Source organism: Pantoea sp. BR_17 (assembly GCF_041955125.1).
Lineage (GTDB): Bacteria > Pseudomonadota > Gammaproteobacteria > Enterobacterales > Enterobacteriaceae > Pantoea > Pantoea stewartii.
The window spans coordinates 14,598-39,148 of sequence record NZ_JAVAXT010000006.1 but is presented as its reverse complement, the minus strand read 5'-3'; the positions used below and the strand labels follow the sequence as shown (position 1 = coordinate 39,148).

The window sequence follows — 24,551 nt, the reverse complement described above, 5'->3', positions numbered from 1 at the left end:
TGTGACGAAAGGTGATGCCGCCTCTGTCAGGAGGCGAGCATCGCTTCCAGTTTTTCCTGCGCGTCCAGCCAGGCCATTTCCACCTCTTCCAGCGCCGATTTACTCTCAGCCTGTTTTTGCAGGGCAGCCGTTAAATCAGCCTTGCGGCTGTGTTCGTACAGCGCGCTGTCTGCCAGCAGGTGTTCGGCGTCGGCCAGTTGGGCTTGCCACTTCGCCATCTGTTTTTCTAACTTCTCGATTTCTTTGCGCAAGGGCTGGGTCTGCGTTCGCAGCTCGGCTTCACGACGCTTTTGATCCTTACGGGCCTGAGCACTGTTACCATTGTCCTGTTTAGGCGCGGCCTCATTTTGCGTTTGCTGTTTTTGCAGGTCGCTCAGCCACTGCTGATAATCTTCCAGATCGCCCGGGAACACATCAACGCTGCCATCATGCACCAGATAGAGGTCATCGGTGGTGGCACGTAACAGATGGCGATCGTGCGATACGACAACCAGTGCGCCTTCAAAATCAATCAACGCCTCAGTCAATGCCTGACGCATGTCCAAATCGAGGTGGTTGGTGGGTTCATCCAGTAACAGCAGGTTGGGGCGCTGCCAGACAATCAGCGCCAGCACCAGCCGCGCTTTTTCGCCGCCAGAGAAGCGTTCGGTTACCTCTGTGACTTTATCGCCCTGGAAGCCAAAGCCGCCCAGATAATCCCGTAACTGCTGCTCGAGCACTTTCGGCGCAAGCCGTGAAAGATGTTGTAAAGGCGACTCATCGGCGCGCAGGAACTCCAGCTGATGCTGAGCGAAGTAACCCAGCTTGATCCCTTTCGCCAGGCCAATTTCGCCCGCTTTGGCGGCGAGTTCGCCCGCCAGCAGCTTAATCAGCGTTGACTTGCCGGCACCGTTGCGACCCAGCAGGCCAATGCGCGATCCCGGCACCAGGTTAAGTTTAATGGCGTTCAGAATAATGCGATCGCCATAGCCCGCGGTGACTTTATCCATTTTCAGCAGCGGATTCGGCAGGCTTTCGGGCGCGCGGAAGCTGAAGCTAAACGGGTTATCCACATGGGCTGGCGCAATCAGCTCCATCCGTTCCAGCATCTTAATACGGCTTTGCGCCTGTTTGGCTTTGGTGGCCTGTGCACGGAAACGATCAATATATTTTTGCAGGTGCGCCACTTTTTCCTGCTGACTCTGGTATAACGCCTGCTGCTGGGCCAGTTTCGCGCCGCGCTGGCGTTCGAAGGAACTGTAGTTGCCGGTATACTCGGTCATCGTCTGCTGTTCGATGTGGATAATTTTGTCCACCACCGGATCGAGAAAATCGCGATCGTGCGAGATCAGAATCAGCGTGCCCTCATAGCTTTTTAGCCAGCGTTCCAGCCAGATCACGGCGTCCAGATCGAGGTGGTTCGTCGGTTCATCGAGTAACAACAGGTCCGATCGACACAGCAGTGCCTGGGCCAGGTTAAGACGCATGCGCCAGCCCCCCGAAAAATCACTGACCGGGCGCTGAAGCTGTTCCTGACTGAATCCGAGCCCGTGCAGCAGGCTTGAGGCGCGCGACTGAATCGTCCAGGCCTGAATGGTATCGAGCTTACCGTGAATCAGGGCGATGGCATTTCCGTCATTTCTGATGTTGGCCTCTGCCAGTTCTGCTTCAAGATGGCGGTATTCACGGTCGCCATCGATGACATAGTCAAGGGCGGCCTGGCTGAGGGCAGGCGTTTCCTGATTCACCCAGGCAAGCGACCAGTTACCGGGAAAGGTAAACGATCCCGCATCGCTGGTGATCTCACCTTTCAGCAACGACAGCAGGGTGGATTTTCCACAGCCGTTTTTACCCACCAGCCCGACTTTTTGGCCGGGATTGATGGTGGCGGTAGCGTTGTCGAGCAGGACGCGAACACCGCGGCGAATTTGTAGGGCAGAAAAGACAATCATAAGCGCCGTATCGTCAGAATATGTTAATTTACGTGCAACATAATTGGGTTTTTGTTGCGTTGTGCATGGTAGCGGAAATCCGCACCAATGACGACGCTTTGGAGGGAAAGGATGTCGCAGCCACCTAAGATTTTGCTGCTTTTTGCTCATCCGGAAGCGCAGGATTCCATCGCAAATCGTATTTTGCTGGACGCGGCCAGGCCCCTTGAGCATGTTACTGTTCATGACCTCTATGCCGCCTATCCGGATTTTTTTATCGATATCCACCATGAGCAACAGCTACTGCGTGAGCATGATGTGATTATTTTTCAACATCCTCTCTATACCTACAGCTGCCCGGCGTTACTTAAAGAGTGGTTAGATCGCGTGTTGTCCCGGGGTTTTGCCAATGGCATAGACGGAAACGCATTAGAAGGAAAGTACTGGCGCAGTATCGTCACAACCGGCGAACCTGAAACGGCCTTTCAGCAGCACGGACTGAACCGCTATTCCATGAATGACATTTTGCGACCTTTTGAGCTGACCGCACAGATGTGCCGTATGCACTGGATGTCGCCGATGATTATTTACTGGGCGCGCCGTCAGCAACCTGATTTACTCAAAAAATATGCCCGTGCCTATAGCGACTGGCTGGCAGCACCGCTGCCGAATGGAGGGTTATAAATGGAAGGACAAACGCTGCTGACCGCAGGAGTCATCTATCTCTTTGCGGCGGTGCTGATTGTACCGGTAGCGGCTCGCCTGGGGATTGGCGCAGTACTGGGGTACTTACTGGCCGGTATTGCCATTGGTCCGTGGGGACTGGGATTTATTAGTGACGTCGACGAGATTCTGCACTTTTCTGAACTGGGCGTTGTCTTTCTGATGTTTATCATCGGGTTGGAACTGAACCCGGCAAAGTTGTGGGCGCTGCGCCGTTCTATCTTTGGTATCGGTGCCGCGCAGGTGATTTTCTCCGCCGCCATTCTTGGCGCATTGCTGTGGCTGACAAACTTTGACTGGCGCGCGGCGGTAATCGGCGGGATCGGTCTGGCCATGTCATCAACAGCGATGGCCTTGCAGCTGATGCGGGACAAGGGCATGAACCGCAGCGAAGCGGGCCAGCTAGGGTTTTCGGTGCTGCTGTTTCAGGATCTGGCTGTTATTCCGGCGTTGGCACTGATTCCGCTTCTGGCCGGGAATGACAGCGGCAGCGTCGACTGGATGAAAGTGGGCATGAAGGTCCTGGCGTTTGCCGGCATGCTCGTCGGGGGCCGCTATTTACTGCGCCCCATTTTTCGCTACATCGCGGCCTCAGGCGTGCGTGAAGTATTTACCGCCGCCTCGCTGCTGCTGGTATTGGGCTCCGCGTTGTTTATGGATGCGCTGGGGTTATCCATGGCGTTAGGCACCTTTATCGCCGGGATTCTGCTGGCGGAAAGTGAATACCGTCATGAGCTGGAAGTGGCGATCGAGCCGTTCAAAGGCTTACTGCTGGGGCTGTTTTTTATCTCGGTGGGCATGGCGCTGAACCTCGGGGTGCTTTATACCCACATTATCGCCATTTTACTGGGCGTACTGACGCTGGTGTCGGTCAAGTTACTGGTGCTGTATGTGCTGGCTCGAATCTATGGCTTACGCAGCTCTGAACGTCAGCAGTTTGCCGGCGTGTTGAGTCAGGGCGGCGAGTTTGCTTTTGTGCTGTTCTCGGCGGCCTCGTCAGCCAGGCTGTTCTCGGGCGACCAACTGCCGCTGCTGCTGGTTACCGTGACGCTGTCCATGATGACCACGCCGCTGCTTATGCAGGCAATTGATCGGCTGTTGGCGCGTCGCTTTAATGAAAGCGATGAAGACACTGAAAAACCCTTCGTTGAGGACGATCAGCCGCAGGTCATTGTGGTGGGCTTCGGACGTTTTGGTCAGGTAGTGGGCCGTTTGCTGATGGCAAACAATAAGCGCATCACCGTACTGGAGCGTGATATTAGTGCGGTCAACCTGATGCGCAAGTACGGCTACAAGGTTTACTATGGTGATGCAACGGAGCTGGAACTGCTGCGAGCGGCGGGTGCGGCTGATGCGCAGTCAATCGTCATTACCTGCAGCAATCCGGAAGATGCGATGACGATTGTGCATCTCTGCCAGCAACATTTTCCGCATTTGCAGATTATGGCGCGTGCCCGTGGTCGTGTGGAAGCCCACGAACTGCTGCAGGCGGGCGTGACGCAGTTCTCACGCGAAACTTTTTCCAGTGCGCTGGAACTGGGGCGTAAAACGCTTATGTCGCTGGGAATGCATCCTCATCAGGCTCATCGGGCACAGCAACACTTCCGCCGGCTGGATATGCGCATGTTGCGGGAGCTGATGCCTGTCCACTCTGATATGGCGCAGATTTCCCGTGTCCGCGAGGCGCGACGTGAACTGGAAGACATTTTTCAGCGTGAAATGCAGCATGAACGACGTCAGTTCCATGACTGGGATGACGATCAGTAATCAAAAGACACAGGTAGAACAGCATGCGTAAACGCTTTATTGCTGGTGCGGTATGTCCGCATTGTCAGGAAAAAGACACGCTGGCCATGTGGCGTGAAAACAATGTCGATGTCGTCGAGTGTGTGAAGTGCGGCCATCAAATGCGGGAAGCCGATAAACAGGCACGCGATCAGGTTCGCAGTAACGAGCAAGTGATCGGAATTTTCCATCCCGAGTAGCGAAATGGCCCAGCTTTTTTTAAGCTTAAGCACACAGCGGGATTGAATTCCGTTACAATTGACGCCATTAACGCTGAAGTCGCAAGAGAAAAAGAGTGCCTCTTGTACTCAGCCCCGAACCTTTCTGGTTGGTGTTATTGCACGCAAGAATAGACCAATGAGACGGGATCTTAGTTCTCAACGGTTAGGAGATATCATGAAAGTAGCAAAAGACCTGGTGGTAAGCCTGGCCTATCAGGTACGTACAGAAGACGGTGTGTTGGTTGACGAGTCACCGGTGAGTGCACCGTTAGACTATCTGCACGGTCATGGTTCCCTGATTTCTGGTCTGGAAAATGCGCTGGAAAACCACGTCGCGGGCGATAAGTTTGACGTGCATATCCCGGCAAATGACGCGTACGGTCAGTACGATGACAACCTGGTACAGCGCGTACCAAAAGACGTCTTTATGGGCGTTGACGAATTACAGGTTGGCATGCGTTTCCTGGCGGAAACCGATCAGGGTCCGGTGCCGGTTGAAATCACCGAAGTGGAAGACGACCATGTTGTGGTTGACGGTAACCACATGCTGGCGGGTCAGAACCTGAACTTTAACGTTGAGGTGGTTGCGATTCGTGAAGCCACACCGGAAGAGCTGGAACACGGCCATGTTCACGGTGCAGATGGTCATCACCACGATCACGACCATGACCATGACCATGACCATGACCACGGTAAAGGTGGTTGCGGAACGGGCGGTTGTGGCTGCAGCCACTAAGTCCGACGCGGTAGTGCAGGGCCACCTTCGGGTGGCCTTACTTTTTGCGGCATTTTATTGTCAGCAGACCTCGGCAGAGCGGGCCTGCCGACAGTCAGCCTGGCCTGTCACGGATGGATCAGTAATGCGGCGGCGGGGTTTCTTCTGAAGCATCGGCAATCATCGACGGCGCGCTGGCTTTAAACTTCTCAAGTAACAGGCGCATATGTTCGCGCATCTTACTCATTTCAAGTTCATGCTGAACGACGGTATTGTTCAGTTGATCGATAGTGATCTCCTGAAAGGCCAGCTTACTTTCAAGCGCTTCAATACGTTGTTCCCACTCTGACTGTTGCATGATCTTTTCTCCTGTTAAGGGGCTACTCAGCGCATGATTCTAAAGGCTGGCGTTGCAGAATTGCCCTATTTATTCGCTTTTATTTGGTGTTTAGCTTGAAAAAGGGTCAGATGACATCATCTCTGGTGAAACTTCCTGATGCAAAAAAGGTCGGAAGTAGACCAGATAATTACGTTGTGGGAGTGTTCGTCACTGCCACGTAAAGTTATAGTGTGGGCCCTCAGTCCGCAATGATTCCCGAGGTGAGAGGCTTCGGTTTTGGAGAAAGGATGAAATCACTGTTTAAAGTCACATTGTTAGCTACCACCATGGCCGTCGCGCTGAATGCTCCGCTGGCAATGGCTGCAGAAACAGCAGCAGCTCCGGCCGCTGCCGATGCTCCACAGTCTGCTCCTCAGGCTCCAAAAAATGCCGCCTTCAAAAATGAAGATCAGCAATCTGCATACGCTTTGGGTGCGTCACTGGGCCGTTATATGGACAACTCCCTGAAAGAACAGGAGAAGTTGGGCATCAAGCTGGACAAGCAGCAACTGATTGCCGGTGTTCAGGACGCGTTTGGCGGTAAGAGCAAGCTGTCTGACGAAGAAATCGAGCAAACCCTGCAGGCGTTCGAAGCCCGCGTGAAAGGCGCGGCGTCAGCCAAGATGGAAAAAGACGCAAAAGAAAATGCCGAGAAGGGTGAAGCTTACAGCGCTAAGTTTGCTAAAGAGAGCGGCGTGAAGAAGACCGAAAGTGGTCTGCTGTATAAGATTGAGAAAGAAGGGACCGGTGAAGCACCAAAAGACAGCGATACAGTCGTTGTAAACTACAAAGGTACGCTGATCGACGGCACCGAGTTTGATAACTCTTACACGCGCGGTGAGCCCCTGTCTTTCCGACTTGACGGCGTGATTCCAGGCTGGACTGAAGGCCTGAAGCACGTTAAGAAAGGCGGTAAGATCAAGCTGGTTATCCCACCAAACCTGGCGTACGGTAAAAACGGTGTTCCGGGCATCCCGGCTAACTCCACGCTGGTGTTTGACGTTGAGCTGCTTGATATCAAACCGGCACCAAAAGCGGATGAAAAAACGCAGGCACCTGCTGCTGACGCGAAGAAATCCCAGTAATCTGTCTGCCGCCACCTTCGGGTGGCGGTTTCTCTTTATGACAAACCTCTGGCATAACCCCGCGACATTTGCCAGACTATCGCCTGCATAACTATCCCAATATTGAGTCTGCCCGTAGCCGCTGTGACAGGCTCCAGCCATGTAGGGTGATGTCTTCAATGTCTAATCCATTCAATCCCGGTGAACTGAGCGACTTCGATCTTCTGGAGCAGCATCCGTTCGAGCAAACTGATTACGATATTTTAAAATCGTATGAGGCCGTTGTAGATGGTCTTGCCATGTTGATCGGCTCGCATTGTGAAATCGTCCTTCACTCACTGGAAGATTTAAACTGTTCGGCCGTGCGTATTGCTAACGGCGAGCATACAGGGCGTAAAGTGGGCTCGCCCATCACGGATTTAGCCTTGCGCATGCTGCATGATATGCAGGGTGCAGACAGCAACGTCTCCCGCGCTTATTTTACCCGCGCGAAAAGTGGTGTGCTGATGAAGTCCGTCACGATTGCGATTCGTAATCGCCAGCAGCGGGTGATTGGCTTGCTGTGTATCAACATGAACCTCGACGTTCCGTTTTCACAGATCATGTCGACGTTTCTGCCGCCAGAGATGCAGCAGGTCGATTCCAATGTGAACTTTGCCAGTTCGGTCGATGACCTGGTCATGCAGACGCTGGAATTTACGATTGAAGAAGTGAGCGCCGACCGTAACGTCTCGAATAATGCCAAGAACCGTCAGATCGTATTGAATCTGTATGAAAAAGGGATTTTCGATATCAAAGACGCCATCAATCAGGTCGCCGAGCGCTTAAATATTTCCAAACATACCGTGTACCTGTACATCCGCCAGTTTAAAAACGGTGACTTTCAGGGGCAGGATCGTTAATGCGCTATGCGCTTCTTGTCACCGGTCCGGCCTATGGTACGCAGCAGGCGACCAGCGCGCTGCTGTTTGCCAACGCGCTGCTGGCAGCGGGACACCAGCTGGAAAGCGTCTTTTTTTATCGGGAAGGGGTGCTGAACGCCAATCAGCTTAGCGCGCCCGCCAGTGACGAATTCGATCTTGTTCGTGCCTGGCAGTCGCTTCATCAGGCGCATGGCGTGGCGCTGAACATTTGCGTGGCGGCGGCACTCCGGCGCGGCGTGACGGATGCGCAGGAAGCCTCACGGCTTGCGCTGCCGGGCGCGAATCTTCAGCCCGGTTTTACCCTGGCCGGCTTAGGTGCGCTGGCGGAAGCGGCGCTGCGTTGCGAGCGGATGGTGCAGTTCTGATGAAGCGTGTCGCGTTTGTATTCACCCGAGCCCCACATGGCAGCAGTGCGGGACGTGAAGGGTTAGATGCGGTGCTGGCCACCGGCGCGTTGAGTGACGATATCGGCCTGTTTTTTATTGGAGATGGCGTTCTGCAGCTTAACAGTGAGCAACAGCCGGAAAATATTCACAGCCGGCATTATGCCGCTACCTTCGGCGTGCTGGCGCTGTATGATATCGACCAGTGTTATCTGTGCAGGGCGTCGCTGCAGTCGCGCGGTTTAGCGGAAAATGCGCCACGCATTCTGGATGCCGAAATTTTAGATGCGTCGGCCCTGCGGCAAAAACTCGCAGGCTATGACCGTATTTTGACTTTTTAAGAGCACCTAATGCTGCATACGTTATTTCACTCACCGACTTACAGCGACATCGAAAGCCTGACCCGACTGCTTATGCCGGAGGATGACCTGCTCTTGCTGCAGGATGGCGTACTGGCGGCGATTGAGGGCAGCAGGGCGCTGGAACAGCTTCGCGCCTCAGGGGCGAAGCTCTGGGCACTGGAAGATGACCTGAATGCCCGGGGGCTGAGCACGCAAATTTCCCCTGTTGTGCAGTCTGTGGACTATACTTTTTTCGTTGCGCTAACGGTAAAACATCAACAACAAATGGCCTGGTAATGCATTGGCCCCCTGGTTATTTCTTGACACCTTTTTGACACAGCCCTAAAATTCTGCCTCCTCGTAATTCTACGAGGTGATTTATTACGTGTTTACGAAGCAAAAAGCTAAATCCCAGGAGCTATTTAATGGCAACAGTTAACCAGCTGGTTCGCAAACCACGCGTCCGCAAAGTTGCAAAGAGCAACGTGCCGGCGCTGGAAGCTTGCCCGCAGAAACGTGGCGTTTGTACCCGTGTGTACACCACCACTCCTAAAAAACCAAACTCAGCACTGCGTAAAGTTTGCCGTGTGCGTTTGACTAACGGTTTTGAAGTCACCTCCTACATCGGTGGTGAAGGTCACAACCTGCAGGAACACTCCGTGATCCTGATCCGTGGCGGTCGTGTTAAAGACCTGCCAGGTGTGCGTTACCACACCGTTCGTGGCGCGCTGGACTGCTCAGGTGTTAAAGACCGTAAGCAGTCACGCTCCAAGTACGGCGTGAAGAAGCCAAAGGCTTAATGGTTCTCCGTTAAGTAAGGCCAAACGTTTTAACTTAAATGTCAAACTAAACTCGTAGAGTTTTGGACAATCCTGAATTAACAACGGAGTATTTCCATGCCACGTCGTCGCGTCATTGGTCAGCGTAAAATTCTGCCGGATCCTAAGTTCGGATCAGAGCTGCTGGCTAAATTTGTAAATATCCTGATGGTAGATGGTAAAAAATCTACTGCTGAATCTATCGTCTATACCGCACTTGAGACCCTGGCTCAACGTGCTGGTAAAGATGGCCTGGAAGCTTTTGAGGTTGCTCTCGAAAACGTGCGTCCGACTGTCGAAGTTAAGTCACGTCGCGTTGGTGGTTCAACCTATCAGGTTCCAGTTGAAGTCCGTCCGGTTCGTCGTAATGCCCTGGCAATGCGTTGGATCGTAGAAGCTGCTCGTAAACGCGGTGATAAATCTATGGCTTTACGCCTGGCGAACGAACTTTCTGACGCTGCAGAAAACAAAGGTACTGCAGTTAAGAAACGTGAAGACGTTCACCGTATGGCTGAAGCCAACAAGGCGTTCGCTCACTACCGCTGGTAACAGCTGCGTAGTTGTTGTTAAACCAGCGGGCGCTCAAACAGCCAACCCGCTGGGGTCGACTAACTTTGAACGTCCTAAAAACCGAGGAATAAAATGGCTCGTACAACACCCATTGCGCGCTACCGTAATATCGGTATCAGCGCACACATCGACGCCGGTAAAACCACTACTACCGAGCGTATCCTGTTCTACACCGGTGTTAACCACAAAATCGGTGAAGTGCATGATGGCGCAGCGACCATGGACTGGATGGCACAGGAGCAGGAACGTGGTATTACCATCACGTCTGCTGCAACGACCGCGTTCTGGTCAGGTATGGCTAAGCAGTTTGAGCCACACCGCATCAACATCATCGACACCCCGGGACACGTTGACTTCACCATCGAAGTAGAACGTTCCATGCGTGTGCTCGATGGCGCAGTAATGGTTTACTGTGCTGTAGGTGGTGTTCAGCCACAGTCTGAGACCGTATGGCGTCAGGCTAACAAATATAAAGTTCCACGCATTGCGTTCGTTAACAAAATGGACCGCATGGGTGCAAACTTCCTGAAAGTAGTTGGTCAGATCGAATCTCGTCTGGGCGCGACTCCGGTTCCGCTGCAGATCGCTATCGGCGCTGAAGAAAACTTCACCGGCGTTGTTGACCTGATCAAAATGAAAGCCATCAACTGGAACGACCAGGATGCGGGCGTGACCTTCGATTACGAAGAGATCCCAGCTAACCTGCAAGAACTGGCTGAAGAATGGCGCGGCAAGCTGATCGAAGCTGCAGCAGAAGCCTCTGAAGAGCTGATGGAGAAATTCTTCAGCGGTGAAGAGCTGACTGAAGAAGAGATCAAAAAAGCGCTGCGTCAGCGCGTGCTGAAAAACGAAATCATCCTGGTGACCTGTGGTTCTGCATTTAAGAACAAAGGTGTTCAGGCAATGCTGGATGCGGTTGTTGAGTATCTGCCAGCCCCGACCGACGTACCGGCAATCAACGGTATGCTGGACGATGGTAAAGATACCCCAGCTGAGCGTCACGCAAGTGATGAAGAGCCGTTCTCTGCTCTGGCGTTTAAGATCGCAACTGACCCATTCGTGGGTAACCTGACGTTCTTCCGCGTTTACTCTGGTGTGGTTAACTCAGGCGATACCGTTCTGAACTCCGTGAAATCTGCACGTGAGCGTTTCGGTCGTATCGTTCAGATGCACGCTAACAAACGTGAAGAAATCAGCGAAGTTCGCGCAGGTGACATCGCCGCTGCGATCGGCCTGAAAGACGTTATCACTGGTGATACCCTGTGTGATCCAAACGCGCCAATCATTCTGGAGCGTATGGAATTCCCTGAGCCGGTAATTTCTATCGCCGTTGAGCCGAAAACCAAAGCTGACCAGGAAAAAATGGGTCTGGCTCTGGGTCGTCTGGCGAAAGAAGACCCGTCATTCCGCGTATGGACTGACGAAGAGTCTAACCAGACTATCATCGCTGGTATGGGTGAACTTCACCTCGATATCATCGTTGACCGTATGAAGCGTGAATTCAACGTTGAAGCGAACGTGGGTAAACCACAGGTTGCTTACCGTGAAGCTATCCGCTCTAAAGTTACCGGTATCGAAGGTAAACACGCCAAGCAGTCTGGTGGTCGTGGTCAGTACGGTCATGTTGTTATCGACATGTACCCGCTGGAGCCAGGTTCGAACCCGAAAGGTTACGAATTTGTCAACGATATCAAAGGTGGTGTAATTCCTGGCGAATTCATCCCAGCCGTTGATAAAGGTATCCAGGAGCAGTTGAAATCAGGCCCACTGGCAGGTTATCCGGTTGTGGATCTGGGTGTTCGTCTGCACTTCGGTTCTTACCATGACGTTGACTCCTCTGAACTGGCGTTTAAACTGGCCGCGTCTATTGCCTTTAAAGATGGCTTTAAGAAAGCGCAGCCTGTTCTGCTTGAGCCTATCATGAAGGTTGAAGTTGAAACCCCAGAAGAGAACACCGGTGACGTAATCGGTGACCTTAGCCGTCGTCGTGGTATGCTCAAAGGGCAGGAATCTAACGCTACTGGCGTTCAGATCCACGCTGAAGTTCCACTGTCTGAAATGTTCGGATATGCAACTCAGCTGCGCTCTCTGACCAAAGGTCGTGCTTCGTACTCCATGGAGTTCCTGAAGTATGACGACGCACCGAACAACGTTGCGCAAGCCGTTATTGAAGCTCGTAGCAAATAAGCTACGGTTTAAATTTGAACTGATGCCTTCATCCCGGGTGATGAAGGCATAACGTAAGGAATATCGCCATGGCGAAAGAGCAATTTCAACGTAACAAACTGCACGTAAACGTGGGCACCATCGGTCACGTTGACCACGGTAAAACCACCCTGACTGCAGCAATCACCACCGTTCTGGCTAAAACCAACGGCGGCCAGGCGCGTGCGTTCGACCAGATCGACAGCACCCCTGAAGAAAAAGCACGTGGTATCACCATCAACACTGCACACGTTGAGTATGAAACCCCGTCTCGCCACTATGCACACGTTGACTGCCCGGGCCACGCCGACTATGTGAAAAACATGATCACCGGTGCTGCGCAGATGGACGGCGCGATCCTGGTTGTTGCTGCGACTGACGGCCCAATGCCGCAGACCCGTGAGCACATCCTGCTGGGTCGTCAGGTAGGCGTTCCTTACATCATCGTGTTCCTGAACAAGTGTGACATGGTTGATGACGAAGAGCTGCTGGAACTGGTTGAGATGGAAGTCCGTGACCTGCTGTCACAGTACGACTTCCCGGGCGACGACACTCCAATCGTTCGCGGTTCAGCACTGAAAGCGCTGGAAGGCAACCCAGAGTGGGAAGAGAAGATCGTTGAGCTGGCTAACCACCTGGACAACTACATCCCGGATCCGGTTCGTGCTATCGACATGCCGTTCCTACTGCCAATCGAAGACGTATTCTCAATCTCTGGCCGTGGTACTGTAGTAACCGGTCGTGTTGAGCGCGGTGTTGTTAAAGTCGGCGACGAAGTTGAAATCGTGGGTATCAAAGATACGGCGAAATCAACCTGTACCGGTGTTGAAATGTTCCGCAAACTGCTGGACCAGGGTCAGGCAGGCGAAAACTGTGGTGTTCTGCTGCGCGGTATCAAGCGTGAAGACATCCAGCGTGGTCAGGTTCTGGCGAAGCCAGGCACCATCAAGCCACACACCAAGTTCGAGTCAGAAGTTTACGTTCTGTCTAAAGACGAAGGTGGCCGCCATACTCCGTTCTTCAAGGGCTACCGTCCACAGTTCTACTTCCGTACCACTGACGTGACCGGTTCAGTAGAGCTGCCAGAAGGCGTTGAAATGGTTATGCCAGGCGACAACATCAAAATGGTTGTTACCCTGATCCACCCAATCGCAATGGACGAAGGTCTGCGCTTCGCAATCCGCGAAGGTGGCCGTACCGTTGGTGCGGGCGTTGTTGCTAAAGTTATCGCTTAATTGTGATCTCTGATGTGGCCACATGAGTGGCTACTGCAAGATAAAAAGAGCACTTCGGTGCTCTTTTTTTATGCCTGTCATTTAATTACGCAGGCTTTCTCCTCACAAAAGGTAGGTTTGAAATAAAAACGATTCGCATTTACACTGTGCGCACGAAATAGACCGGGTGATGAATAAATGTACGTCTGTCTGTGTAATGCCATCAGTGACAAAACGCTCCGTGAAGTCGTGCGCCGTTATCAGCCCAAATCTATCCAGCAGTTGCGCCAAATCGTGCCCGTGGGAAAGCAATGTGGAAAATGTATTCGGGATGCCCGCGCGATTATGGATGAAGAGATGCAGCACGCTCCGCAATATAAAGAAATCGCGTAAACGCACACACACCACCGACTTGATAATACCCACAATTTTCATCGCGTTTTTTTGACTTCTTTTTAACCGCATCTACGCTCAAATAAACATGAGCGGAGGAAGCGAAATGAAGGGCGATGCGAAAATCATAAGTCATCTCAATAAATTGTTGGGGAATGAACTGGTTGCAATAAACCAGTACTTCTTACATGTACGGATGTTCAAAAACTGGGGACTGATGCGTCTTAACGACGTTGAGTACCATGAGTCCATAGATGAAATGAAGCATGCGGATAAATACATCGAACGTATTCTGTTTCTTGAAGGCATTCCTAATCTACAGGATCTGGGACGACTCAGGATTGGAGAAGATGTCGGGGAGATGTTGCAGTCCGATCTCAATCTTGAACTCGAAGGCGCAAAAGACCTGAGAGAAGCCATCGCCTATGCGGATAAAGTTCATGATTACGTAAGCCGCGATATGATGATCGCCATCCTCGAAGATGAGGAGCATCATATCGACTGGATTGAAACCGAGCTTGATCTCATTAGTAAGATGGGCATTCAGAATTACCTGCAGGCGCAAATCAAAGAAGAGTAAGGCTTTGACTAACGATAACTCCCCAGCCCGCGACGGCCAGGAAAGGGCCAAAGGGAAGCGGGCTGTTCAGGTACCACGCCCGGTTCCTTATCCGCAGCGCGCCGAAAGCGATCAAGGCTGTCGTACAGGCGGTCAGGGCAATGAAGGGCAGGGCCTGCCAACCACACCATGCGCCCAGTGCGGCAAACAGTTTAATATCCCCACAACCTAATCCCTTCCGCCGCGTAACCTGTTGAAAAATTCCGGCAAGCAACCAAAGTGAACCATAGCCAAACATGACGCCACCGATGGCCGAACTGACCGTGAGTGGCTGAAAGAACATGAAACGTGAAAGACCCAGCCACAGGAGCGCGTGGGTGAGAACATCTGGCAGCAGGAAGTGGCGCTGGTCGATGGCCGCAAGGACGAGGAGCAAACAGGAAGCCAGAAGCGGAAACAGCGCATGAATGAGATTGTCGTAAAACAGGTAAGCCAGCAGCAGGCAGAGGAGGGCGCCTGTCAGCTCAAACAGCACGGGCAGCAAACCGACCGGATGCGAACAAAACCGACAGTGCCCCCGCAACCACAGCCAGCTTATCAGCGGAACGCTGTCGTGCCACAGGATCGTGCGGCGACAGTAACTACAGTGGGAAGGCGGCGTCCACAATGACTGCAGCCAGCGACGTGGTGAAGCGGACGTATTAAAACGTTGACAGGCCAGGGCGAGAAAGCTGCCAAGCGCGCCGCCTGACAGGGAGACAGCAACGATGATGAGCAACACGATGACCTCCGGTTAACCTGATGTGATGACTGAGTCTGTCTGAACGCGTCCTCTGCGTCGCGGATAAGAAAAAGAGAATGGAAAACCGCGCCCAGAAAAAAAGGGGCGAAGACATCCGTCCTGCAGGGCTTTTGTGCAGACGTGCACAAAAGCGTTAAACACAGTTTTCTGTGGCAAATGTGCATCGTGGGTTGCTTCCTGAGCAAATCTACGTATAATGCGCGGGCCTGCCGATATTGGTAGGCGCGATTCGAGCTGAATCGCAGACGGCAGTTTGTTGGGCCGTCTGACAATACTCCCAACTGTGGAGTTATATGCTGAACGATTACACTCTCCCATCAATCGTAATGGGTTCGAGTAGTAATTTTTTTCGTCTATAAAATGTTTGGAGCCTTGGTCTCATGTCGAACCAAAGAATCCGTATCCGTCTTAAAGCGTTTGATCATCGTCTGATCGATCAATCAACCGCGGAAATCGTCGAGACTGCCAAGCGCACTGGTGCGCAGGTACGTGGTCCGATCCCGCTGCCGACCCGCAAAGAGCGCTTTACCGTTCTGATCTCTCCGCACGTTAACAAAGATGCGCGTGACCAGTACGAAATTCGCACTCACAAGCGTCTGGTAGACATCGTTGAGCCAACTGAAAAAACCGTTGATGCTCTGATGCGTCTGGACCTGGCTGCCGGTGTTGACGTGCAGATCAGCCTGGGTTAATCAGGTCATCGAGCGATTGAGAGGTTGAAACAATGATTGGTTTAGTCGGTAAAAAAGTGGGTATGACCCGCATCTTCACTGAAGATGGCGTATCTATCCCAGTAACCGTAATCGAAGTTGAAGCGAACCGCGTTACTCAGGTCAAAGGCCTGGAGAACGATGGTTACCAGGCAATTCAGGTTACCACCGGTGCTAAAAAAGCAAACCGTGTGACCAAACCTGAAGCTGGTCATTTTGCTAAAGCTGGCGTAGAAGCTGGCCGTGGCCTGTGGGAATTCCGCACCGCTGAAGGTGATGAGTATTCTGTAGGTCAGAGCATCAGCGTTGAAATTTTCGCTGACGTTAAAAAAGTAGACGTAACTGGCACCTCTAAAGGTAAAGGTTTCGCAGGTACCGTTAAGCGCTGGAACTTCCGTACCCAGGACGCAACCCACGGTAACTCCTTGTCTCACCGCGTTCCGGGTTCTATCGGTCAGAACCAGACTCCGGGCAAAGTGTTCAAAGGCAAGAAAATGGCAGGTCAGCTGGGTAATGAGCGCGTAACTGTTCAGAGCCTGGACGTAGTACGTGTTGACGCTGAGCGCAACCTGCTGCTGGTTAAAGGTGCAGTTCCCGGTGCTACCGGTAGCGACCTGATCGTTAAACCAGCTGTGAAGGCGTAAGGGGATAGCAATGGAATTAGTATTGAAAGACGCGCAGAGCGCGCTGACTGTTTCCGAAACTACCTTCGGTCGTGATTTCAACGAAGCGCTGGTTCACCAGGTTGTTGTTGCTTACGCATCAGGCGCCCGCCAGGGTACTCGCGCGCAGAAAACTCGCGCTGAAGTAACCGGTTCAGGCAAAAAGCCTTGGCGTCAGAAAGGCACCGGCCGTGCGCGTTCAGGTTCTGTAAAGAGCCCGATCTGGCGTTCAGGTGGCGTGACCTTTGCTGCTAAGCCACAAGACCACAGTCAAAAAGTTAACAAAAAGATGTACCGCGGCGCGCTGAAAAGCATCCTGTCCGAACTGGTACGTCAAGATCGTCTGATCGTTGTCGAGCAGTTCTCTGTTGAAGCACCGAAAACCAAGTTGCTGGCACAGAAGCTGAAAGACATGGCGCTGGAAGACGTGCTGATCATCACCGGCGAACTGGATGAGAATCTGTTCCTGGCTGCGCGTAACCTGTACAAGGTTGACGTGCGTGATGCAGCGGGTATCGACCCAGTTAGCCTGATCGCCTTCGACAAAGTCGTTATGACTGCTGATGCAGTTAAGCAAGTTGAGGAGATGCTGGCATGATCCGTGAAGAACGTCTGCTGAAAGTACTGCGCGCGCCGCACGTATCTGAAAAGGCATCTAGCGCGATGGAAAAAACCAACACCATCGTACTCAAAGTAGCTAAAGACGCGACTAAAGCAGAGATCGTTGCTGCTGTTGAGAAACTGTTCGAAGTAGAAGTTAAAGACGTTAACACCCTGGTAGTTAAAGGTAAGGTTAAGCGTCACGGACAGCGTATCGGTCGTCGTAGCGACTGGAAAAAAGCTTACGTCACCCTGAAGGAAGGCCAGAATCTGGACTTCGTCGGCGGCGCTGAGTAAGTCGGAGGAGAAAGACAATGGCAGTTGTTAAATGTAAACCGACATCTCCGGGTCGTCGCCACGTCGTTAAAGTGGTGAACCCAGAGTTGCACAAGGGCAAGCCGTTTGCTCCATTGCTGGAAAAAAACAGCAAATCCGGTGGCCGCAACAACAACGGTCGCATCACTACCCGTCACATCGGTGGTGGTCATAAGCAGGCTTACCGTCTGGTTGACTTCAAACGCAACAAAGATGGTATCCCGGCAACCGTTGAACGTCTTGAGTACGATCCGAACCGCTCTGCGAACATCGCACTGGTTCTGTACAAAGACGGCGAACGCCGTTACATCCTGGCCCCTAAAGGCCTGAAAGCCGGCGACCAGATTCAGTCTGGCGTTGATGCTGCGATCAAAGCAGGTAACACACTGCCGATGCGTAACATCCCGGTGGGTTCTACCGTTCACAACGTAGAAATGAAACCAGGCAAAGGCGGTCAGATTGCTCGCTCAGCCGGTGCTTACGTGCAGATCGTTGCGCGTGAAGGTTCCTACGTTACCCTGCGTCTGCGTTCAGGTGAAATGCGTAAAGTCGAAGCTGACTGCCGCGCTACACTGGGCGAAGTCGGTAACGCTGAGCATATGCTGCGCGTTCTGGGTAAAGCTGGTGCAACCCGTTGGCGTGGTGTTCGTCCGACCGTTCGTGGTACCGCGATGAACCCAGTAGATCACCCGCACGGTGGTGGTGAAGGTCGTAACTTTGGTAAGCACCCGGTAACTCCGTGGGGCGTTCAGACCAAAGGTAAGAAGACCCGTAGCAACAAGCGTACCGATAAATTTATCGTACGTCGCCGTAGCAAATAATATTAGAGGATAAGCCATGCCACGTTCTCTCAAGAAAGGTCCTTTTATTGACCTGCACTTGCTGAAGAAGGTAGAGAAAGCGGTGGAAAGCGGTGACAAGAAGCCTTTGCGCACTTGGTCCCGTCGTTCAACGATCTTTCCTAACATGATCGGTTTGACCATCGCTGTCCATAATGGTCGTCAGCACGTTCCTGTCTTTGTTTCCGACGAAATGGTTGGTCACAAACTGGGTGAATTCGCGCCGACACGTACTTATCGCGGTCACGCGGCTGATAAAAAAGCCAAGAAGAAATAAGTAGGAGGAAGAGATGGAAACTTTAGCTCAACATCGCCACGCTCGTTCTTCTGCTCAGAAGGTTCGCCTTGTTGCTGACCTGATCCGCGGTAAGAAAGTGTCGCAGGCACTGGACATTTTGACCTACACCAACAAGAAAGCGGCTGTACTGGTCAAGAAAGTTCTGGAATCTGCCATTGCTAACGCTGAACACAACGATGGCGCTGATATCGACGATCTGAAAGTCGCGAAAATTTTCGTCGACGAAGGCCCAAGCATGAAGCGCATTATGCCGCGTGCAAAAGGTCGTGCAGATCGCATCCTGAAGCGCACCAGCCACATTACTGTGGTTGTGTCCGATCGCTGAGACTCTGGAGACTAGCAATGGGTCAGAAAGTACATCCTAATGGTATTCGCCTGGGTATTGTAAAACCATGGAACTCTACCTGGTTTGCGAACACCAAAGAATTCGCTGACAACCTGGACAGCGACTTTAAAGTACGTCAGTACCTGACTAAGGAACTGGCTAAGGCGTCTGTATCTCGTATCGTTATCGAGCGTCCAGCTAAGAGCATCCGTGTGACCATTCACACCGCTCGTCCTGGCATCGTGATCGGTAAGAAAGGTGAAGACGTAGAAAAACTGCGCACGGTCGTCGCGAAAATCGCTGGCGTTCCTGCACAGATCAATATCGCCGAAGTCCGTAAACCGGAACTGGACGCAAAACTGGTTGCTGACAGCATCACTTCACAGCTGGAGCGTCGTGTGATGTTCCGTCGTGCTATGAAGCGTGCGGTTCAGAACGCCATGCGTCTGGGCGCGAAGGGTATCAAAGTTGAAGTTAGCGGCCGTCTGGGCGGCGCCGAGATCGCACGTACCGAATGGTACCGTGAAGGTCGCGTGCCGTTGCACACTCTGCGTGCTGACATTGACTACAACACCTCTGAAGCGCACACCACTTATGGTGTAATCGGCGTTAAGGTATGGATCTTCAAAGGCGAGATCCTGGGTGGTATGGCTGCTGTTGAACAACCGGAACCGGCTGCTCAACCTAAAAAGCAGCAGCGTAAAGGCCGTAAGTAAGGAGAGTCGCTATGTTACAACCAAAGCGTACGAAATTCCGTAAAGTGCACAAAGGCCGCAACCGCGGTCTGGCGCAGGGTACGGATGTTAGCTTCGGGACTTTCGGTCTGAAAGCTGTTGGCCGTGGTCGTCTGACTGCCCGTCAGATCGAAGCAGCACGTCGTGCTATGACCCGTGCAGTTAAGCGTCAAGGTAAGATCTGGATCCGTGTATTCCCGGACAAACCGATCACCGAGAAGCCGCTGGAAGTGCGTATGGGTAAAGGTAAGGGTAACGTTGAGTATTGGGTTGCCCTGATCCAGCCTGGTAAAGTCCTGTATGAAATGGACGGCGTACCAGAAGAGCTGGCCCGTGAAGCATTCAAGCTGGCAGCAGCAAAACTGCCTATCAAAACCACCTTTGTAACTAAGACGGTGATGTAATGAAAGCAACAGAGCTGCGTGAAAAAAGCGTTGAAGAGCTGAACACTGAGCTGCTTAATCTGCTGCGTGAGCAATTTAACCTGCGCATGCAGGCAGCATCTGGCCAACTGCAGCAGTCTCATCTGCTGAAGCAGGTTCGCCGTGATGTTGCACGCGTTAAGACTTTACTGACTGAGAAGGCGGGTTCGTAATGACCGATAAAATCCGTACTCTGCAGGGTCGTGTTGTTAGTGACAAAATGCAGAAATCTGCTGTTGTTGCTATCGAGCGTTTCGTGAAGCATCCAATCTATGGAAAATTCATTAAGCGTACGACTAAGCTGCACATCCATGACGAGAACAACGAATGTGGAATCGGCGACGTGGTAGAAATCCGCGAATGCCGTCCACTGTCTAAGACTAAGTCCTGGACACTGGTTCGCGTTGTAGAGAAAGCAATTCTGTAATAGAATTTGCCCTCTTTAAAAATCTAATGAACGGCTCGAAAGAGCCGTTCATTTTTTCTACCCATCTGCGAGAACCGGTGTTATAATGCCGCGCCCTCAATTATGGGGCTTTCAATCGACCTGAGGTCTAGGTCCCGAAGTAGTAGTTGACATTAGCGGAGCACTGAAATGATCCAAGAACAGACTATGCTGAACGTCGCCGACAACTCCGGTGCACGTCGCGTAATGTGTATCAAGGTTCTGGGTGGCTCGCACCGTCGCTACGCAGGCGTCGGCGACATCATTAAAGTTACCATCAAGGAAGCAATTCCACGTGGTAAAGTTAAAAAAGGTGATGTCCTGAAGGCGGTAGTGGTGCGCACCAGGAAGGGTGTTCGTCGCCCGGACGGTTCTGTCATTCGCTTCGATGGTAATGCATGCGTTATTTTAAACAATAACAGCGAGCAGCCTATCGGTACGCGTATTTTTGGGCCGGTAACTCGTGAACTTCGTACTGAAAAGTTCATGAAAATTATCTCTCTGGCACCAGAAGTACTCTAAGGAGCGAACAATGGCAGCTAAAATCCGTCGTAACGACGAAGTTATCGTGTTAACCGGTAAAGATAAAGGTAAGCGCGGTAAAGTTAAGAACGTCCTGTCTTCTGGCAAGGTCATCGTTGAAGGTATCAACCTGGTTAAGAAACATCAGAAGCCTGTTCCGGCTCTGAACCAACCAGGCGGCATCGTTGAAAAAGAAGCTGCAATTCAGGTTTCTAACGTTGCTCTCTTCAATGCGGCAACCGGTAAGGCTGACCGTGTAGGCTTTAGATTCGAAGACGGTAAAAAAGTCCGTTTCTTCAAATCTAATAGCGAAACTATCAAGTAATTTGGAGTAGTACGATGGCGAAACTGCATGATTACTACAAAGACGAGGTAGTCCAGAAACTCATGTCTGAGTTCGGCTACAATTCTGTCATGCAAGTCCCTCGGGTCGAGAAGATCACCCTGAACATGGGTGTTGGTGAAGCGATCGCTGACAAGAAACTGCTGGATAACGCAGCAGCTGACCTGGCAGCAATCTCCGGTCAAAAACCGTTGATCACCAAAGCACGCAAATCAGTTGCAGGCTTCAAAATCCGTCAGGGCTATCCGATCGGCTGTAAAGTAACTCTGCGTGGCGAACGCATGTGGGAGTTCTTTGAGCGTCTGATCACCATTGCTGTACCGCGTATCCGTGACTTCCGTGGCCTGTCCGCTAAGTCATTCGATGGTCGTGGCAACTACAGCATGGGTGTACGTGAGCAGATCATCTTCCCAGAAATCGACTACGACAAAGTCGATCGCGTTCGTGGTTTGGATATTACCATTACCACTACTGCGAAATCTGATGATGAAGGCCGTGCTCTGCTGGCTGCCTTTGACTTCCCGTTCCGTAAGTAAGGTAGGGTTACTTAATGGCTAAGCAATCTATGAAAGCACGCGAAGTTAAGCGTGTGAAATTAGCAGACAAATTCTTCGCAAAACGCGCTGAACTGAAAGCGATCATTTCTGATGTGAACGCTTCCGACGAAGACCGTTGGGATGCCGTTCTCAAGCTGCAGAGTCTGCCGCGTGATTCCAGCCCTTCACGTCAGCGTAACCGCTGCCGTCAAACAGGTCGTCCGCACGGTTTCCTGCGGAAGTTTGGGTTGAGCCGTATCAAGGTCCGTGAAGCCGCAATGCGCGGTGAAATCCCGGGTCTGAAAAAGGCTAGCTGGTAATTGTCACCAATTGAATCACGGGAGTAACACAGATGAGCATGCAAGATCCGATCGCGGATATGCTGACCCGTATCCGTAACGGTCAGGCCGCGAACAAAGTTGCGGTCACCATGCCCTCCTCCAAGCTGAAATTGGCAATTGCCAACGTGCTGAAGGAAGAAGGCTTTATTGAAGATTTTAAAATCGAAGGCGACACCAAGCTGGAACTGGAACTGACTCTTAAGTATTTCCAGGGTAAAGCGGTTGTAGAAAGCATTCAGCGAGTAAGCCGTCCCGGCCTGCGCATCTATAAGAAAAAAGATGAGCTGCCAAAGGTAATGGCTGGTATGGGTATCGCTGTCATTTCTACATCGAAAGGTGTTATGACTGATCGTGCAGCGCGCCAGGCTGGTCTTGGTGGCGAAATTATCTGCTACGTAGCGTAATCGGAGGATACTATGTCTCGTGTTGCTAAAGCACCTGTCGTTGTTCCTGCCGGCGTAGAGGTAAAACTCAACGGTCAGGTAATTTCGATTAAAGGTAAAAACGGCGAGCTGACTCGTACTATCAATGATGCTGTTGAAGTTAAGCATGCTGACAACACTCTGACTTTCGCTCCGCGCGAAGGTTATGTTGACGGCTGGGCGCAGGCGGGTACTTCTCGCGCGCTGCTGAACGCAATGGTTATCGGTGTTACCGAAGGCTTCACTAAGAAGCTGCAGCTGGTTGGTGTTGGTTATCGTGCTGCCGTTAAAGGCAACGTAGTTAACCTGTCTCTGGGCTTTTCTCATCCAGTTGATCACCAGCTGCCCGCGGGTATCACTGCAGAGTGTCCGACTCAGACTGAAATCGTGCTGAAAGGCGCTGATAAGCAGGTGATCGGCCAGGTTGCAGCTGACTTGCGCGCCTACCGTCGTCCTGAGCCTTATAAAGGCAAGGGTGTCCGTTACGCCGACGAAGTCGTGCGTACCAAAGAGGCTAAGAAGAAGTAAGGTAACACTATGGATAAGAAATCTGCTCGTATCCGTCGTGCGACCCGTGCACGTCGCAAGCTCAAAGAGCTGGGTGCTACTCGCCTGGTGGTACATCGTACCCCGCGTCACATTTACGCACAGGTAATCGCCCCGAACGGTTCCGAAGTTCTGGTTGCTGCTTCTACTGTAGAAAAAGCTATCACTGAACAACTGAAGTATACCGGTAATAAAGAAGCCGCAGCTGCTGTAGGTAAAGCTATTGCAGAACGCGCAATCGAAAAAGGCATCACTGGTGTTTCTTTCGACCGTTCCGGTTTCCAATATCATGGTCGCGTCCAGGCACTGGCAGATGCTGCCCGTGAAGCTGGCCTTCAGTTCTAAGGTAGAGGTCTAAGATGGCACACATCGAGAAACAAGCTGGCGAACTGCAGGAAAAACTGATCGCGGTAAACCGTGTATCTAAAACTGTAAAAGGTGGTCGTATTTTCTCCTTCACCGCACTGACTGTAGTGGGTGATGGTAACGGCCGCGTTGGTTTTGGTTACGGTAAAGCGCGTGAAGTTCCAGCAGCGATCCAGAAAGCGATGGAGAAAGCCCGTCGCAACATGGTTAATGTCGCGCTGATCAACGGCACCCTGCAGCACCCTGTTAAAGGTGCGCACACTGGGTCCCGTGTGTTCATGCAGCCGGCTTCAGAAGGTACCGGTATCATCGCCGGTGGTGCAATGCGCGCCGTTCTGGAAGTCGCTGGAGTACATAACGTTCTGGCAAAAGCCTATGGTTCTACTAACCCGATTAACGTGGTTCGTGCAACTATCGACGGCCTGGGCAATATGAAGTCTCCGGAAATGGTCGCTGCTAAGCGTGGTAAATCCGTTGAAGAAATTCTGGGGTAATCACGATGGCAAAGACTATTAAAATCACTCAAACCCGTAGTTCAATCGGCCGCTTGCCCAAGCATAAAGCCACTCTGGTTGGCCTGGGTCTGCGTCGTATTGGTCATACCGTAGAGCGTGAAGACACGCCAGCTGTACGCGGCATGGTCAACGCGGTTTCCTACATGGTTAAAGTGGAGGAGTAAGAGATGCGTTTAAATACTCTGTCTCCGGCCGAAGGGTCTAAGCACGCTACCAAGCGTCTGGGTCGTGGTATCGGTTCTGGCCTCGGAAAAACCGGTGGTCGTGGTCACAAAGGTCAGAACTCACGTTCTGGCGGTGGCGTACGTCGCGGTTTCGAAGGTGGTCAGATGCCTCTGTACCGTCGTCTGCCGAAGTTCGGTTTCACCTCTCGCAAAGCAATGATCACCACAGAGATTCGTCTGTCTGATCTGGCGAAAGTTGAAGGCGGTATCGTCGACCTGAACGCGCTGAAAGCAGCCAACATTGTCGGTGTCCAGATTGAGTTCGTTAAAGTCATTCTGTCTGGTGAAGTTTCTGCACCGGTAACGGTTCGCGGCCTGCGTGTCACCAAAGGTGCTCGTGCTGCAATCGAAGCTGCTGGCGGTAAAATCGAGGAATAAGTA

At 52.1% G+C, this 24,551-nt stretch carries 39 protein-coding genes; 36 read left to right on the top strand and 3 right to left on the bottom strand.

The window, feature by feature from the left end:
* Nucleotides 1-26: 26 nt before the first annotated feature.
* Complete coding sequence (locus RAC60_RS11160; protein WP_058701411.1) at nucleotides 27-1,931, bottom strand: ABC transporter ATP-binding protein; 1,905 nt, start codon at nucleotides 1,929-1,931, stop codon at nucleotides 27-29.
* 111 nt (nucleotides 1,932-2,042) lie between these two features.
* Between RAC60_RS11160 and kefG the strand changes: the two genes are divergently transcribed.
* The 4 genes from kefG to slyD all read left to right on the top strand — a co-directional run bounded on the left by kefG (nucleotide 2,043) and on the right by slyD (nucleotide 5,375).
* The gene (kefG, locus tag RAC60_RS11155; protein ID WP_006120565.1) at nucleotides 2,043-2,594 is read left to right on the top strand and encodes a glutathione-regulated potassium-efflux system ancillary protein KefG; all 552 of its coding nucleotides are present in this window, start codon (nucleotides 2,043-2,045) and stop codon (nucleotides 2,592-2,594) included.
* The gene (gene kefB, locus RAC60_RS11150) at nucleotides 2,595-4,400 is read left to right on the top strand and encodes a glutathione-regulated potassium-efflux system protein KefB (RefSeq protein WP_006120566.1); all 1,806 of its coding nucleotides are present in this window, start codon (nucleotides 2,595-2,597) and stop codon (nucleotides 4,398-4,400) included. It abuts the gene before it with no gap.
* A 23-nt stretch (nucleotides 4,401-4,423) separates the two neighbouring features.
* Complete coding sequence (locus RAC60_RS11145; protein ID WP_006120567.1) at nucleotides 4,424-4,618, top strand: YheV family putative zinc ribbon protein; 195 nt, start codon at nucleotides 4,424-4,426, stop codon at nucleotides 4,616-4,618.
* Between the two features lie 196 nt (nucleotides 4,619-4,814).
* On the top strand, nucleotides 4,815-5,375 hold the full coding sequence (gene slyD / locus RAC60_RS11140) for a peptidylprolyl isomerase (RefSeq protein WP_375093697.1): 561 nt from the start codon (nucleotides 4,815-4,817) through the stop codon (nucleotides 5,373-5,375).
* A 118-nt stretch (nucleotides 5,376-5,493) separates the two neighbouring features.
* Here the strand turns inward: slyD and RAC60_RS11135 are convergent, their stop codons facing one another.
* Nucleotides 5,494-5,712, bottom strand: a complete 219-nt coding sequence (locus RAC60_RS11135) for a protein SlyX (RefSeq protein ID WP_006120569.1) — start codon at nucleotides 5,710-5,712, stop codon at nucleotides 5,494-5,496.
* A 269-nt stretch (nucleotides 5,713-5,981) separates the two neighbouring features.
* Here RAC60_RS11135 and fkpA point away from each other — a divergent pair, with 269 nt between their 5' ends.
* The 11 genes from fkpA to bfr all read left to right on the top strand — a co-directional run bounded on the left by fkpA (nucleotide 5,982) and on the right by bfr (nucleotide 14,224).
* Complete coding sequence (fkpA, locus tag RAC60_RS11130) at nucleotides 5,982-6,818, top strand: FKBP-type peptidyl-prolyl cis-trans isomerase (protein ID WP_375093695.1); 837 nt, start codon at nucleotides 5,982-5,984, stop codon at nucleotides 6,816-6,818.
* Between the two features lie 158 nt (nucleotides 6,819-6,976).
* The gene (locus RAC60_RS11125; RefSeq protein WP_054632986.1) at nucleotides 6,977-7,699 is read left to right on the top strand and encodes a transcriptional regulator; all 723 of its coding nucleotides are present in this window, start codon (nucleotides 6,977-6,979) and stop codon (nucleotides 7,697-7,699) included.
* A complete protein-coding gene (gene tusD, locus RAC60_RS11120) occupies nucleotides 7,699-8,085 on the top strand; it encodes a sulfurtransferase complex subunit TusD (protein ID WP_006120572.1) in 387 nt (128 codons plus the stop codon). Before RAC60_RS11125 ends, tusD begins: the two co-directional genes overlap by 1 nt.
* On the top strand, nucleotides 8,085-8,444 hold the full coding sequence (tusC, locus tag RAC60_RS11115; RefSeq protein ID WP_033741534.1) for a sulfurtransferase complex subunit TusC: 360 nt from the start codon (nucleotides 8,085-8,087) through the stop codon (nucleotides 8,442-8,444). The genes tusD and tusC overlap by 1 nt, the downstream gene beginning before the upstream one ends.
* Nucleotides 8,445-8,453: 9 nt before the next feature.
* The gene (gene tusB, locus RAC60_RS11110) at nucleotides 8,454-8,741 is read left to right on the top strand and encodes a sulfurtransferase complex subunit TusB (RefSeq protein WP_033741532.1); all 288 of its coding nucleotides are present in this window, start codon (nucleotides 8,454-8,456) and stop codon (nucleotides 8,739-8,741) included.
* A gap of 128 nt (nucleotides 8,742-8,869) precedes the next feature.
* Nucleotides 8,870-9,244: a 30S ribosomal protein S12 gene (rpsL, locus tag RAC60_RS11105; protein ID WP_006120575.1), complete on the top strand. Its 375-nt coding sequence runs from the start codon at nucleotides 8,870-8,872 to the stop codon at nucleotides 9,242-9,244.
* A 96-nt stretch (nucleotides 9,245-9,340) separates the two neighbouring features.
* Nucleotides 9,341-9,811, top strand: coding sequence for a 30S ribosomal protein S7 (rpsG, locus tag RAC60_RS11100; RefSeq protein ID WP_006120576.1), 471 nt, complete (start codon nucleotides 9,341-9,343; stop codon nucleotides 9,809-9,811).
* A 93-nt stretch (nucleotides 9,812-9,904) separates the two neighbouring features.
* Complete coding sequence (gene fusA / locus RAC60_RS11095) at nucleotides 9,905-12,019, top strand: elongation factor G (RefSeq protein WP_006120577.1); 2,115 nt, start codon at nucleotides 9,905-9,907, stop codon at nucleotides 12,017-12,019.
* 68 nt (nucleotides 12,020-12,087) lie between these two features.
* Entirely contained in the window at nucleotides 12,088-13,272 is a 1,185-nt protein-coding gene (gene tuf, locus RAC60_RS11090; protein ID WP_006120578.1) for an elongation factor Tu, read from the top strand.
* Between the two features lie 177 nt (nucleotides 13,273-13,449).
* Nucleotides 13,450-13,644, top strand: a complete 195-nt coding sequence (bfd, locus tag RAC60_RS11085; RefSeq protein ID WP_033741530.1) for a bacterioferritin-associated ferredoxin — start codon at nucleotides 13,450-13,452, stop codon at nucleotides 13,642-13,644.
* 106 nt (nucleotides 13,645-13,750) lie between these two features.
* Nucleotides 13,751-14,224, top strand: a complete 474-nt coding sequence (gene bfr / locus RAC60_RS11080; RefSeq protein WP_375093690.1) for a bacterioferritin — start codon at nucleotides 13,751-13,753, stop codon at nucleotides 14,222-14,224.
* Here the strand turns inward: bfr and RAC60_RS11075 are convergent.
* On the bottom strand, nucleotides 14,211-14,984 hold the full coding sequence (locus RAC60_RS11075) for an A24 family peptidase (protein WP_133745896.1): 774 nt from the start codon (nucleotides 14,982-14,984) through the stop codon (nucleotides 14,211-14,213). The two genes, bfr and RAC60_RS11075, sit on opposite strands and share 14 nt — an antisense overlap.
* A 401-nt stretch (nucleotides 14,985-15,385) precedes the next feature.
* Here RAC60_RS11075 and rpsJ point away from each other — a divergent pair, with 401 nt between their 5' ends.
* The 21 genes from rpsJ to rplO all read left to right on the top strand — a co-directional run bounded on the left by rpsJ (nucleotide 15,386) and on the right by rplO (nucleotide 24,548).
* On the top strand, nucleotides 15,386-15,697 hold the full coding sequence (gene rpsJ / locus RAC60_RS11070; protein ID WP_006120582.1) for a 30S ribosomal protein S10: 312 nt from the start codon (nucleotides 15,386-15,388) through the stop codon (nucleotides 15,695-15,697).
* A 32-nt stretch (nucleotides 15,698-15,729) separates the two neighbouring features.
* Nucleotides 15,730-16,359: a 50S ribosomal protein L3 gene (gene rplC / locus RAC60_RS11065; protein WP_006120583.1), complete on the top strand. Its 630-nt coding sequence runs from the start codon at nucleotides 15,730-15,732 to the stop codon at nucleotides 16,357-16,359.
* 10 nt (nucleotides 16,360-16,369) lie between these two features.
* A complete protein-coding gene (rplD, locus tag RAC60_RS11060; protein WP_006120584.1) occupies nucleotides 16,370-16,975 on the top strand; it encodes a 50S ribosomal protein L4 in 606 nt (201 codons plus the stop codon).
* A complete protein-coding gene (gene rplW, locus RAC60_RS11055) occupies nucleotides 16,972-17,274 on the top strand; it encodes a 50S ribosomal protein L23 (RefSeq protein WP_006120585.1) in 303 nt (100 codons plus the stop codon). Before rplD ends, rplW begins: the two co-directional genes overlap by 4 nt.
* Before the next feature lie 17 nt (nucleotides 17,275-17,291).
* The gene (gene rplB / locus RAC60_RS11050; protein WP_006120586.1) at nucleotides 17,292-18,113 is read left to right on the top strand and encodes a 50S ribosomal protein L2; all 822 of its coding nucleotides are present in this window, start codon (nucleotides 17,292-17,294) and stop codon (nucleotides 18,111-18,113) included.
* 16 nt (nucleotides 18,114-18,129) lie between these two features.
* Nucleotides 18,130-18,408, top strand: coding sequence for a 30S ribosomal protein S19 (gene rpsS, locus RAC60_RS11045; protein ID WP_001138115.1), 279 nt, complete (start codon nucleotides 18,130-18,132; stop codon nucleotides 18,406-18,408).
* A gap of 13 nt (nucleotides 18,409-18,421) precedes the next feature.
* Nucleotides 18,422-18,754, top strand: coding sequence for a 50S ribosomal protein L22 (gene rplV, locus RAC60_RS11040; protein ID WP_002919773.1), 333 nt, complete (start codon nucleotides 18,422-18,424; stop codon nucleotides 18,752-18,754).
* Between the two features lie 17 nt (nucleotides 18,755-18,771).
* On the top strand, nucleotides 18,772-19,470 hold the full coding sequence (gene rpsC, locus RAC60_RS11035) for a 30S ribosomal protein S3 (RefSeq protein ID WP_006120587.1): 699 nt from the start codon (nucleotides 18,772-18,774) through the stop codon (nucleotides 19,468-19,470).
* A gap of 11 nt (nucleotides 19,471-19,481) precedes the next feature.
* On the top strand, nucleotides 19,482-19,892 hold the full coding sequence (rplP, locus tag RAC60_RS11030) for a 50S ribosomal protein L16 (protein ID WP_002438716.1): 411 nt from the start codon (nucleotides 19,482-19,484) through the stop codon (nucleotides 19,890-19,892).
* Nucleotides 19,892-20,083, top strand: a complete 192-nt coding sequence (rpmC, locus tag RAC60_RS11025; protein WP_006120588.1) for a 50S ribosomal protein L29 — start codon at nucleotides 19,892-19,894, stop codon at nucleotides 20,081-20,083. Before rplP ends, rpmC begins: the two co-directional genes overlap by 1 nt.
* Nucleotides 20,083-20,337 (top strand): 30S ribosomal protein S17, encoded by a 255-nt coding sequence (rpsQ, locus tag RAC60_RS11020; RefSeq protein ID WP_006120589.1) that lies wholly within the window; start codon nucleotides 20,083-20,085, stop codon nucleotides 20,335-20,337. Before rpmC ends, rpsQ begins: the two co-directional genes overlap by 1 nt.
* Nucleotides 20,338-20,505: 168 nt before the next feature.
* Complete coding sequence (gene rplN, locus RAC60_RS11015; RefSeq protein WP_006120590.1) at nucleotides 20,506-20,877, top strand: 50S ribosomal protein L14; 372 nt, start codon at nucleotides 20,506-20,508, stop codon at nucleotides 20,875-20,877.
* Between the two features lie 10 nt (nucleotides 20,878-20,887).
* Nucleotides 20,888-21,202, top strand: coding sequence for a 50S ribosomal protein L24 (gene rplX, locus RAC60_RS11010; protein WP_003850150.1), 315 nt, complete (start codon nucleotides 20,888-20,890; stop codon nucleotides 21,200-21,202).
* Between the two features lie 14 nt (nucleotides 21,203-21,216).
* Nucleotides 21,217-21,756: a 50S ribosomal protein L5 gene (gene rplE / locus RAC60_RS11005; RefSeq protein ID WP_006120591.1), complete on the top strand. Its 540-nt coding sequence runs from the start codon at nucleotides 21,217-21,219 to the stop codon at nucleotides 21,754-21,756.
* 14 nt (nucleotides 21,757-21,770) lie between these two features.
* Entirely contained in the window at nucleotides 21,771-22,076 is a 306-nt protein-coding gene (gene rpsN / locus RAC60_RS11000) for a 30S ribosomal protein S14 (protein ID WP_006120592.1), read from the top strand.
* 32 nt (nucleotides 22,077-22,108) lie between these two features.
* Nucleotides 22,109-22,501: a 30S ribosomal protein S8 gene (gene rpsH, locus RAC60_RS10995; protein ID WP_006120593.1), complete on the top strand. Its 393-nt coding sequence runs from the start codon at nucleotides 22,109-22,111 to the stop codon at nucleotides 22,499-22,501.
* A gap of 12 nt (nucleotides 22,502-22,513) precedes the next feature.
* Nucleotides 22,514-23,047, top strand: coding sequence for a 50S ribosomal protein L6 (gene rplF / locus RAC60_RS10990; RefSeq protein ID WP_033741521.1), 534 nt, complete (start codon nucleotides 22,514-22,516; stop codon nucleotides 23,045-23,047).
* A 9-nt stretch (nucleotides 23,048-23,056) separates the two neighbouring features.
* Complete coding sequence (gene rplR / locus RAC60_RS10985; RefSeq protein ID WP_003850163.1) at nucleotides 23,057-23,410, top strand: 50S ribosomal protein L18; 354 nt, start codon at nucleotides 23,057-23,059, stop codon at nucleotides 23,408-23,410.
* A gap of 14 nt (nucleotides 23,411-23,424) precedes the next feature.
* A complete protein-coding gene (gene rpsE / locus RAC60_RS10980; RefSeq protein WP_006120595.1) occupies nucleotides 23,425-23,925 on the top strand; it encodes a 30S ribosomal protein S5 in 501 nt (166 codons plus the stop codon).
* Between the two features lie 5 nt (nucleotides 23,926-23,930).
* The gene (rpmD, locus tag RAC60_RS10975; RefSeq protein ID WP_003850166.1) at nucleotides 23,931-24,110 is read left to right on the top strand and encodes a 50S ribosomal protein L30; all 180 of its coding nucleotides are present in this window, start codon (nucleotides 23,931-23,933) and stop codon (nucleotides 24,108-24,110) included.
* A gap of 3 nt (nucleotides 24,111-24,113) precedes the next feature.
* On the top strand, nucleotides 24,114-24,548 hold the full coding sequence (rplO, locus tag RAC60_RS10970; protein WP_009087579.1) for a 50S ribosomal protein L15: 435 nt from the start codon (nucleotides 24,114-24,116) through the stop codon (nucleotides 24,546-24,548).
* Nucleotides 24,549-24,551 lie beyond the last annotated feature (3 nt).

What these genes read in the sequence shown, in the direction of transcription:
- rpsH (WP_006120593.1), top strand. Translation starts at nt 22,109, where the DNA reads ATGAGCATGCAAGATCCGATCGCGGATATGCTGACCCGTATCCGTAAC.
- rpmC (WP_006120588.1), top strand. Translation starts at nt 19,892, where the DNA reads ATGAAAGCAACAGAGCTGCGTGAAAAAAGCGTTGAAGAGCTGAACACT.
- rpsE (WP_006120595.1), top strand. Translation starts at nt 23,425, where the DNA reads ATGGCACACATCGAGAAACAAGCTGGCGAACTGCAGGAAAAACTGATC.
- rpsL (WP_006120575.1), top strand. Translation starts at nt 8,870, where the DNA reads ATGGCAACAGTTAACCAGCTGGTTCGCAAACCACGCGTCCGCAAAGTT.
- tuf (WP_006120578.1), top strand. Translation starts at nt 12,088, where the DNA reads ATGGCGAAAGAGCAATTTCAACGTAACAAACTGCACGTAAACGTGGGC.
- rpmD (WP_003850166.1), top strand. Translation starts at nt 23,931, where the DNA reads ATGGCAAAGACTATTAAAATCACTCAAACCCGTAGTTCAATCGGCCGC.
- rplW (WP_006120585.1), top strand. Translation starts at nt 16,972, where the DNA reads ATGATCCGTGAAGAACGTCTGCTGAAAGTACTGCGCGCGCCGCACGTA.
- kefG (WP_006120565.1), top strand. Translation starts at nt 2,043, where the DNA reads ATGTCGCAGCCACCTAAGATTTTGCTGCTTTTTGCTCATCCGGAAGCG.
- tusC (WP_033741534.1), top strand. Translation starts at nt 8,085, where the DNA reads ATGAAGCGTGTCGCGTTTGTATTCACCCGAGCCCCACATGGCAGCAGT.
- bfr (WP_375093690.1), top strand. Translation starts at nt 13,751, where the DNA reads ATGAAGGGCGATGCGAAAATCATAAGTCATCTCAATAAATTGTTGGGG.
- rpsQ (WP_006120589.1), top strand. Translation starts at nt 20,083, where the DNA reads ATGACCGATAAAATCCGTACTCTGCAGGGTCGTGTTGTTAGTGACAAA.
- tusD (WP_006120572.1), top strand. Translation starts at nt 7,699, where the DNA reads ATGCGCTATGCGCTTCTTGTCACCGGTCCGGCCTATGGTACGCAGCAG.
- rplO (WP_009087579.1), top strand. Translation starts at nt 24,114, where the DNA reads ATGCGTTTAAATACTCTGTCTCCGGCCGAAGGGTCTAAGCACGCTACC.
- fkpA (WP_375093695.1), top strand. Translation starts at nt 5,982, where the DNA reads ATGAAATCACTGTTTAAAGTCACATTGTTAGCTACCACCATGGCCGTC.
- rplV (WP_002919773.1), top strand. Translation starts at nt 18,422, where the DNA reads ATGGAAACTTTAGCTCAACATCGCCACGCTCGTTCTTCTGCTCAGAAG.
- rplE (WP_006120591.1), top strand. Translation starts at nt 21,217, where the DNA reads ATGGCGAAACTGCATGATTACTACAAAGACGAGGTAGTCCAGAAACTC.
- rplF (WP_033741521.1), top strand. Translation starts at nt 22,514, where the DNA reads ATGTCTCGTGTTGCTAAAGCACCTGTCGTTGTTCCTGCCGGCGTAGAG.
- bfd (WP_033741530.1), top strand. Translation starts at nt 13,450, where the DNA reads ATGTACGTCTGTCTGTGTAATGCCATCAGTGACAAAACGCTCCGTGAA.
- fusA (WP_006120577.1), top strand. Translation starts at nt 9,905, where the DNA reads ATGGCTCGTACAACACCCATTGCGCGCTACCGTAATATCGGTATCAGC.
- rplB (WP_006120586.1), top strand. Translation starts at nt 17,292, where the DNA reads ATGGCAGTTGTTAAATGTAAACCGACATCTCCGGGTCGTCGCCACGTC.
- rpsJ (WP_006120582.1), top strand. Translation starts at nt 15,386, where the DNA reads ATGTCGAACCAAAGAATCCGTATCCGTCTTAAAGCGTTTGATCATCGT.
- rplR (WP_003850163.1), top strand. Translation starts at nt 23,057, where the DNA reads ATGGATAAGAAATCTGCTCGTATCCGTCGTGCGACCCGTGCACGTCGC.
- RAC60_RS11145 (WP_006120567.1), top strand. Translation starts at nt 4,424, where the DNA reads ATGCGTAAACGCTTTATTGCTGGTGCGGTATGTCCGCATTGTCAGGAA.
- slyD (WP_375093697.1), top strand. Translation starts at nt 4,815, where the DNA reads ATGAAAGTAGCAAAAGACCTGGTGGTAAGCCTGGCCTATCAGGTACGT.
- RAC60_RS11125 (WP_054632986.1), top strand. Translation starts at nt 6,977, where the DNA reads ATGTCTAATCCATTCAATCCCGGTGAACTGAGCGACTTCGATCTTCTG.
- rplD (WP_006120584.1), top strand. Translation starts at nt 16,370, where the DNA reads ATGGAATTAGTATTGAAAGACGCGCAGAGCGCGCTGACTGTTTCCGAA.
- rpsC (WP_006120587.1), top strand. Translation starts at nt 18,772, where the DNA reads ATGGGTCAGAAAGTACATCCTAATGGTATTCGCCTGGGTATTGTAAAA.
- kefB (WP_006120566.1), top strand. Translation starts at nt 2,595, where the DNA reads ATGGAAGGACAAACGCTGCTGACCGCAGGAGTCATCTATCTCTTTGCG.
- RAC60_RS11160 (WP_058701411.1), bottom strand. Translation starts at nt 1,931, where the DNA reads ATGATTGTCTTTTCTGCCCTACAAATTCGCCGCGGTGTTCGCGTCCTG.
- rpsG (WP_006120576.1), top strand. Translation starts at nt 9,341, where the DNA reads ATGCCACGTCGTCGCGTCATTGGTCAGCGTAAAATTCTGCCGGATCCT.
- rplP (WP_002438716.1), top strand. Translation starts at nt 19,482, where the DNA reads ATGTTACAACCAAAGCGTACGAAATTCCGTAAAGTGCACAAAGGCCGC.
- rplN (WP_006120590.1), top strand. Translation starts at nt 20,506, where the DNA reads ATGATCCAAGAACAGACTATGCTGAACGTCGCCGACAACTCCGGTGCA.
- RAC60_RS11135 (WP_006120569.1), bottom strand. Translation starts at nt 5,712, where the DNA reads ATGCAACAGTCAGAGTGGGAACAACGTATTGAAGCGCTTGAAAGTAAG.
- tusB (WP_033741532.1), top strand. Translation starts at nt 8,454, where the DNA reads ATGCTGCATACGTTATTTCACTCACCGACTTACAGCGACATCGAAAGC.
- rpsN (WP_006120592.1), top strand. Translation starts at nt 21,771, where the DNA reads ATGGCTAAGCAATCTATGAAAGCACGCGAAGTTAAGCGTGTGAAATTA.
- rpsS (WP_001138115.1), top strand. Translation starts at nt 18,130, where the DNA reads ATGCCACGTTCTCTCAAGAAAGGTCCTTTTATTGACCTGCACTTGCTG.
- rplX (WP_003850150.1), top strand. Translation starts at nt 20,888, where the DNA reads ATGGCAGCTAAAATCCGTCGTAACGACGAAGTTATCGTGTTAACCGGT.
- rplC (WP_006120583.1), top strand. Translation starts at nt 15,730, where the DNA reads ATGATTGGTTTAGTCGGTAAAAAAGTGGGTATGACCCGCATCTTCACT.